The 7,840-nt window shown below is 31.6% G+C and carries 5 protein-coding genes; 1 reads left to right on the top strand and 4 read right to left on the bottom strand.

All coding sequences use genetic code 11. From position 1 onward, the window contains the following. Positions 1 to 3,613 (bottom strand): choice-of-anchor L domain-containing protein (locus ACFDSN_RS03505; protein ID WP_375238443.1); only part of this gene is annotated, 3,613 nt, incomplete at its 3' end. Positions 3,614 to 3,841: 228 nt separating this feature from the next. On the opposite strand from ACFDSN_RS03505, the gene ACFDSN_RS03500 reads away from it, so the two are divergent. Next, complete coding sequence (locus tag ACFDSN_RS03500) at positions 3,842 to 4,654, top strand: mechanosensitive ion channel family protein (RefSeq protein WP_375238442.1); 813 nt, start codon at positions 3,842 to 3,844, stop codon at positions 4,652 to 4,654. 72 nt (positions 4,655 to 4,726) lie between these two features. On the opposite strand, the gene tsaB is transcribed toward ACFDSN_RS03500, so the two are convergent. Genes tsaB through ACFDSN_RS03485 form a run of 3 tightly spaced genes read right to left on the bottom strand, consistent with a single transcriptional unit; the run spans position 4,727 to position 7,839 of the window. Further along, positions 4,727 to 5,404 carry a tRNA (adenosine(37)-N6)-threonylcarbamoyltransferase complex dimerization subunit type 1 TsaB gene (tsaB, locus tag ACFDSN_RS03495; RefSeq protein WP_375238441.1) on the bottom strand — a complete coding sequence of 226 codons (678 nt, stop codon included), beginning with the start codon at positions 5,402 to 5,404 and terminating at the stop codon, positions 4,727 to 4,729. A 4-nt stretch (positions 5,405 to 5,408) separates the two neighbouring features. Continuing rightward, positions 5,409 to 6,740, bottom strand: coding sequence for a TolC family protein (locus ACFDSN_RS03490; RefSeq protein WP_375238440.1), 1,332 nt, complete (start codon positions 6,738 to 6,740; stop codon positions 5,409 to 5,411). Then, positions 6,721 to 7,839 carry an efflux RND transporter periplasmic adaptor subunit gene (locus tag ACFDSN_RS03485; RefSeq protein WP_375238439.1) on the bottom strand — a complete coding sequence of 373 codons (1,119 nt, stop codon included), beginning with the start codon at positions 7,837 to 7,839 and terminating at the stop codon, positions 6,721 to 6,723. Before ACFDSN_RS03485 ends, ACFDSN_RS03490 begins: the two co-directional genes overlap by 20 nt. Position 7,840 lies beyond the last annotated feature (1 nt).

The raw sequence follows: 7,840 nt of genomic DNA, 5'->3' as shown, positions 1-7,840 counted from the left end.
GAATTGGCAATGGGTTTATTTCATTTTCCGCATCCATTAATGTTAAATAATAAGTGACAGCATAATCTGTATTGCCTCCTGTAATCTCAGTGTTTTTTACGTTTAAATCTATAATTGTAAATCCATCTGGAACTGTATCATCACAAACTTCTAAGGACGTTGGTGGAACTGATAATGGATTAGGGTTAAAGTTTACTGTAAAATTTATTGTAGTTATAAAACATCCCGTTACATTATTAGTAACTCTAACAAAGAAATTTTGACTATTAGAACTTGTTGTGAATGGATTAGTAAGTGCATTAGAATTTGCATTTGCATCTGATTGATTTTCAAAATAAGCTATTGTAAAATCTAAAGGGTTCTGTGTTCCTAAAATGTCAGAATCAAATTGACTTAAATCTACTACCGCTGCATTTGGAGTATCACTACAAAGTGTAAAATCGTTTATTAAATTGTTTTGGGGCAAAGGGTTAACTGTTAAATCTATAGAGCTTATTCCAAAACAATCGTTAGCATTTTCTACACGAACAAAAATAGTTTGAAGAAATGGAACTGTATTAGTGTAATTATCAGGAAGTTGATTTTGCTCTAATTGAGCATCAATAGTAGATTCATAATAATCTACCGTTAAACCAGGCGGCAAAGAGGCAAGTATTATGGCATCTGCTTCGGTTAAATCAAACTCTACAAAACCATCATAATCATCATCACATTCATCTAAATCTGCACCGCTAATATCTGTTGCTGTAACATCTAAAGTTATCTCTGCATAATTAACACAACCTGAAGTGTTGTTTTGAACTCTAATTATTATTGTTTGAGGATTTACAGTATTAGTAAAAGGACTTGAAGCTAGAACATTCGCTTGAGCCTGAGCATCTGCTAAATTCAAGTAATGTTCAAACAAATAATCTCCCACAACTCCTGTTGTAATTACGTTTTCGTTACCTTCATTTAAATTATATACTGTAAAACCATCTGGCACTCCATCTTCATCACATTGAACCAAAGTTGCATTAATTAAAACTGGGATTGGATTAACAACTATATTAAAACTTGTAACCTGACTACATAAAGTTACCATATTTGTTAATCTTACAAAAAGCTCTTGAGTATTTGCTGTTGTATTTGTGTAGGTATTTGGATTTAGTATAGGATTTATGTTGTTATTTGCATCCGTAAAATCTTCAAAATAAATAACTTGAGTATTTGCCTGACCATTAATAACAGTAGCATCTAATGTCGTTAAATCAAATTCTACAAAACCATTTGTATTGCTTCCATCGATATCATTATCACATAATTCATAATCTGGAATTGCAACTATTGTTGGAAGATCATTAACAATTAAATCAAAAAATGTTGTTGAAAAACAAGACTGAGAAACATTGTTTTCAACCCTTATAAATACTCTTTGAGGATTACTTGTGTTTTGGTATGGACTAACTAAAACTCCGGTATTAGCATCTGCTCCTGCTTGTGTTAAATGATATGTAACTGTGTAATCGGCAGCTGACTGAGTCCCTAGAACAGTTGCAGTTTGAGATTCTAAATTAAAAAACTCAAAACCATCGCCAGAAGAATTATCATCGCAAAGTACCAAATCAGCTACTACTTCTGTAGTAGTACCATTTAAACTTAGAGTAAAAGTGTCGGTTACAAAACAACTTTGTGTAGAGACATCTTCAACTCTTACATAAATAATTTGTCCATCTGTACCAGAAAAAATTGTTGGATTTGGAATAGGATTAGCATCGTTATCCGCATCTAATTGGCTAATATGGTAGCTTACCGAATATTCTGTTATAGATTGTGTTCCTAAGGCTAGTGGTGTATTTACAGATAAATCAAACTCTTCTGTTGCATTTTGAGAACATTCTGTTAAGTTATCTAATACCCCAACTGTTGCTGGAGTTACAAACTCTACAACAATTTCATCATTAGCTGTACAAGTAACGTCAAAAATAACATCTACTGAATATATTCCTGCATTAGAAACATCTATAGTTGAACTTACTTCTCCTATAATTTCTACTCCATTAAAATACCAAATATGTGGCACTGTAGAATCTGCTTGTGTGTCTAAAGTTAACGAATTTCCTAAACAAGTAGAATTTCCAGCAGCAATAGTAATATCATCTCCTAAATCTCCTCCCAAATTAAAACTTCCTGCTTCTAAAAAAATTGCAGAATCCCAAGCTGAATCTCCCTGGTCAGCAACGACTAATTTTATTTCATAAGTTGTTCCAGCAACCACATTAGCTGATGCTGTTAAAACCTTAGTTCTTCCATTATAATTTGTCTGACCAACAGTATAACCTTCAAAAAAGGCAGGATTAGACAGACATCCAGGGGCATTATTTATATTCAATACACTTACAGGCGTACCATCTGGAAGCACTGCCAAATTTTGATAAGCAGGAGTACCAACTTCTCGCAACAAAAAGGCAAAACTATCAGCAAAATTACACTCTGTACCTCCATCATACTCTTCTGAAGCCATTATATATCTAAAACTTATATTATCTCCTGTTGGCACAAAATCAAACTTAACAAAAGTTGCATCATTAGTTCCTGTTTGACCTAAAGCTGTTTCCAAATCAACATCTCCACCTTGTCCATTACCAACATCGTTTCTAACCCCTCTAACTGTATTACCTGCCAAACTAGCATTACCAGTAGACAAAATAATTCCTCTTTCAAAAGGAAATCCTAAAGCTCCACCTTGAGTAAAGTAACCATAACTTTTTGTAACTAGGTCATCTGGTTGACCAAAAACTTGTGAACTAAAATTACTAACACCTGAACAACCTCCAGAAACTAAAACCTGATCAATTAGTTCTTCAATAGAAAAACTTGACTCAGGAAAAGCAGCATTGTTTGAGGTAATAATTGCTTCTAAAACCAATACTTCAATCTGAACACTCTCTGAACACCCTAGAGGATTATCATCTGAAACTGTATATGTAACAGTAAACGATCCCGAAGTAGGATAGGTAAAACTTGCATTTTGCGTATTTGCATCTGCACCTGTACCAAAATCCCAATTATAATTAGCGTTAGCTGGAGAATCTGAAAATATCGCACTTCCAAAAAAATCGACATTAACACCAACTGGAACCTCTACAATTCCTGATGCTTGAGCCACTGGACTTGTACTATCTATTGAAGGAGTTATAGTTTGACAAGGTGCAGCACACTGAATATCTGCTGTCCAACCAACAGAATTAACACTTGCATCACTCGTAAAATTTATTGTAAGACAACCTGAAGTATTTGTTGGAGAAGCTATAACTAAACCTGGAGAGCTTGTTGGTCCGCCTGAATAAGTTCCCAAAACTGGAGAAGCAGTAGAATCACCATCATAAATAGTTAAAATATCTGCATTTGCCTGTGTGCTAAAACTTGTAAAGTCTAAAGACATCACTGTTCCTGATGTGTCTGGGCAAATTGTTATTGTAAAATTCTCATCATTACCGTAATTTCCTCCAGATCCTGAATCTGTAAAAACACCAGTACATTGATTAAATGTACCGTTCTGCATAGAAACATCTTGAGAATACATTAGGAATGAGTTAAATACCAAAAAACAAATAAGTAATTTTTTTTTCATAATAATGTTTTCAAAATGATTAACAAAAAGCAATTTTACTTACAAATATAACTTTTTAAGTTGTAACACCATCTTATTTTATAGAGCAAACAACAACAAAAAACGATTAAGTGTATACTTTCAATGTTTTTGATGTCAAATTCAAAAAAGAGCATTTGGGTAAAAAAAAGAATTATATCAAACAAATTTATTAAGTTTGACACTTAATTATATTAGAAAATAAATTTTATGGAATTACAAAAATGGATTGATAAAGGTTACGAGATAATTATAGATTTTGGACCTAAAGTGATTGCTGCTTTTTTAATTTGGATTATTGGATCTTGGATTATAAAAAATGCTCTTAAAGGAGTTAGCAATGTGATGGATAAAAAAGATTATGAAGCTAGTTTAAAAAAATTCTTACTTAACCTTTTAAGTTGGATCTTAAAAATTGTTTTAATATTAGTTGTATTAGGCACACTTGGTATTGAGACCACTTCTTTTGCAGCAATTTTAGCAGCCGCAGGTTTAGCTATTGGAATGGCATTACAAGGTAGTTTAGGTAATTTTGCTGGCGGCGTTTTAATAATGATTTTTAAACCTATTAAAATTGGAGATTTAATTGAAGCTCAAGGCGAAGTTGGAGTTGTTAAAGAAATTGAAATCTTCACTACTAAACTAACTGGGTTATCTAATCGTGAAATCATTATCCCTAATGGTTCTTTATCTAACGGAAATATTATTAATTATTCTACAGAAGGTACACGTAGAGTTGATTTAACCTTTGGAGTTGGTTATGATTCCGATATAAAGAAAACCAAAGAGGTTTTAATGAGTGTTTTAAACAATCATCCTAAAGTATTAAAAAATCCTGCACCAACAGTAAACGTTAGTGAATTAGCAGATAGCTCTGTTAACTTTGCTGTACGTCCTTGGTCTACTTCCGATGATTATTGGGACGTCTATTTTGATATTACAGAACAAACAAAAGAAGCACTTGATGCTGCTGGAATTGAAATTCCTTACCCTCATAGTGTTGAAATACAAAAAGAAGGATAAAAAAATCTATTTCTATAAATAAAAACACCTAAGTTCATTGAACTTAGGTGTTTTTATTTATAATACCAAATTTTAAACTTTTGGTTTAGGCTTTATAGCAACAAAGTCTTTTAAATAGTAAGGTTCAAAATAGGCAACATCTTCAAACATTTTAGATGCAAATTTTTTATATGCTAAACTACTCATTTGATTTGCTGAAGGTAATTTATCATCAATAAATATTGCGTTTTTAGATTTCAATAATGTTTTCATTTTTTCTACACCATTTCCAATAAAAACTACTTTTTGATTTTGTAACTCATTTAAAAATGAGTTTTGATCTAAAACCTGGGCTTTAACCTCTCTTTTTTCTTTTAACTCAAAAGAATATACTGCGGAATACACTTCCATACGTCTTGCATCTAACATTGGCACAATTAAACCAGAGTCTATCTTAACTTGATGCGCTAAAGATTCTAAGGTAGAAATTGAAATTAATGGTATATTTAAAGCATAACACAAACCTTTTGCCGCAGAAACACCAATACGCAAACCTGTGTAAGATCCAGGACCTTTACCAACTGCAATTGCATTTAATTCTGATTTTCCTATACTAGCTTGCTCTAAAACCTCTTCTATGTAAAGATGTAATCTTTCTGCATGAGAATAACCATTTCCATAATTCTCTTTTAACAGCAAAGTCTCACCATTTTTAGATAGTGAGACTGAGCAATTTGTTGTAGATGTTTCTATACTTAATATATAAGCCAAAATATTATTGTGTTATTGGTTTACCAAGATAAAAATCTAATACTTTTGTTTTAAACACAAAATCGTACTTTGCATTAATTGATGCTGTTTGTGCATTTACAAACCTTAAACGCGTTTGCTCTAAATCGAAAGCATTAAATGCTCCTAGATTATATCTATCTTGTGCATTTTGTAAAGCCAACTCTTGAGCTAAAAGTGCTTTTTTAGAAGCTTCAAAAGTCCTATAAGATGCTTTTGCATCTGTAAAAGCTCTTTGTATATTAGACTCTAAAGTTAGTTTAGCTTGATCTAAGTTCAATTTAGCATTCTCCTCTTGTATCTTTGATTTAGCTACACTTGTACGGTTTTGAAATTGAGAAAAAATAGGAACACTTAATCTAAGTCCAAATCCATGACCTTTATTATCGCTAATTTGTGTAAAAAACGAGTTCTCCAAATTTGTTAGATTAGTATAAAACGCATTAGACCCATAATTATAATTCCCAGTCAAAGAAGGGTAATAACCTGATTTTGATATCTCTGTAGAAAGCGCTGCATTTTCAATTTGCTTTTCAGCTAATTTCACTTCATTTCTATTTTTATAGGCATAGTCTAATATTGGCTGAATATTTTCATATAAAACATTAGAACTTGGTTGATTTACATCAATAATTTGCACATCAAAATTAGCAACTGGCAGTTGTAATAATTGCGCCATAGATAGCAAAGATAAATCATAATTATTTTTTGCAACCGTTACATTTTGTTCTTCTTGAAAAACATTAGCTTCTGTATCTAACATATTTGCTCTTGGCTGAACACCTGCATCCACCAATTCTTTTACTTGATCAAATTGTTTTTTTGAAAAGCCTAATTGAATTATTGCTGCATCTAAGTTTTCTTTATTAAATAAAATATTCAAATAAGCGTTTACAACATTTAATGAAATATCGTCTTGAATTCTTGCTAACTCTAACTGATTAATTTCGTTACTTAGTTTAGATTGCTTATAGAGATTTAGAGTTCTAAAACCATTAAATATGGTTTGATTAATTCCTGCACCTAAACTAATAGTGTTAGATGTTCTATCTACAAATTGACCAGCAAACAATTGCTCTGTCCCTATATTTAAATTATAATTAGTACTAAAACTTAAAGTTGGTAAAAATTGTCCTTTTGCAGCAATTACATCTTGTTCTCCAGACAAAATTGCATTTTGACTTTGCTTTACAGATATATTATTCTGAAGTGCATACTCAACAGCTTCTTGCAAAGTCCACTGTTTGTTTTGCGCATAAATTGTAAAACTAAAGCACAGCGCTAATACTAATAAAATTTTATTCTTCTTCTTCATCATTATCGTCTTTTGAAGCTTTGTTCCAAACTTTTATTTTATCCTCTTCTTTTACACCTTCAGTAATCTCTACATTAATCCCATCAGAAAGACCTAGTTCTACATCTTTCTTTTCGAATTTGCCAGTGCTTGTTTCAATCTCTACAAATGGTTTTTCTGTGAAACGATTAAACTGTAATAATGATTCTTTTATAACCATTACACTATCTTTTTGCTCTAATTCTATTTCTGCATTTGCGCTATAACCAGCTCTAATTTTTGTAGACTGTTCCACTTCTACATCTGCTTTAATTGTAAATTGTACTGCTCCATTTACTTCATTTCCTTTTGGAGCTACAAATGTTAGTTTTGCAGGAAACTCTTTTTCATTTATTGCGCCAAGAATTACCTTAATAGCTTTCCCTTCTTCAATTTTTCCAACTTCAGCTTCGTCAACTTTTCCTTCAAAAATCATTTTTCCCATATCAGCAATAGTTGCTATAGTTGTTCCTGCATTAAAACTATTAGACTCTACTACTTGGTCTCCTTCACGAACTGGAATTTCAAGAACAGTCCCAGAAATTTGAGCTGTAATACTTGTATTTGCTGATCCACCACCAGAAAGAGAACCCTTTTTAATAATCTGATAATTATTTTGAGCTTGCCTATATGATTCGTTAGATTGATTTAAAGATAATTCGCTATTTTCAAAATCTTGTTTAGAAATTACACCTTTTTCAAATAAAGCTTTATTTCTATCGTATAAAGTTTTAGCATTATTGTAAGCTAATTTTGCAGTATTAATTTGGCTATTTGCACCAACTAAACTTTGTTCGTTAGGAACAACTCTAATTTTAGCAATTAAATCGCCTTTTTCTACAATGTCTCCTTCTTCTACAAAAATCTTATCTATAATACCACCTATTTGGGGTTTTAACTCTATTTCTTCCTCTGGATTTAGTTTTCCAGTAGCTACAGTTTTTGTGTTAATAGAAGTGAAAAATGGTTGAGATGTTTTAAACTCCTCTACAGATTTTGAGTTTGCATTTTTAAAGTAAATTAAAACTGCAATTAAGGCTACTGCTAAACCTATAATTAAAGTGAATTTAAGTGCTTTTTTCATT

The sequence above is a fragment of the Aurantibacter sp. genome (assembly GCF_042094015.1).
Taxonomy (GTDB): Bacteria; Bacteroidota; Bacteroidia; order Flavobacteriales; family Flavobacteriaceae; genus Aurantibacter.
The sequence above is the reverse complement of the archived record's forward strand: the minus strand, read 5'-3'. Positions and strand labels throughout refer to the sequence as shown.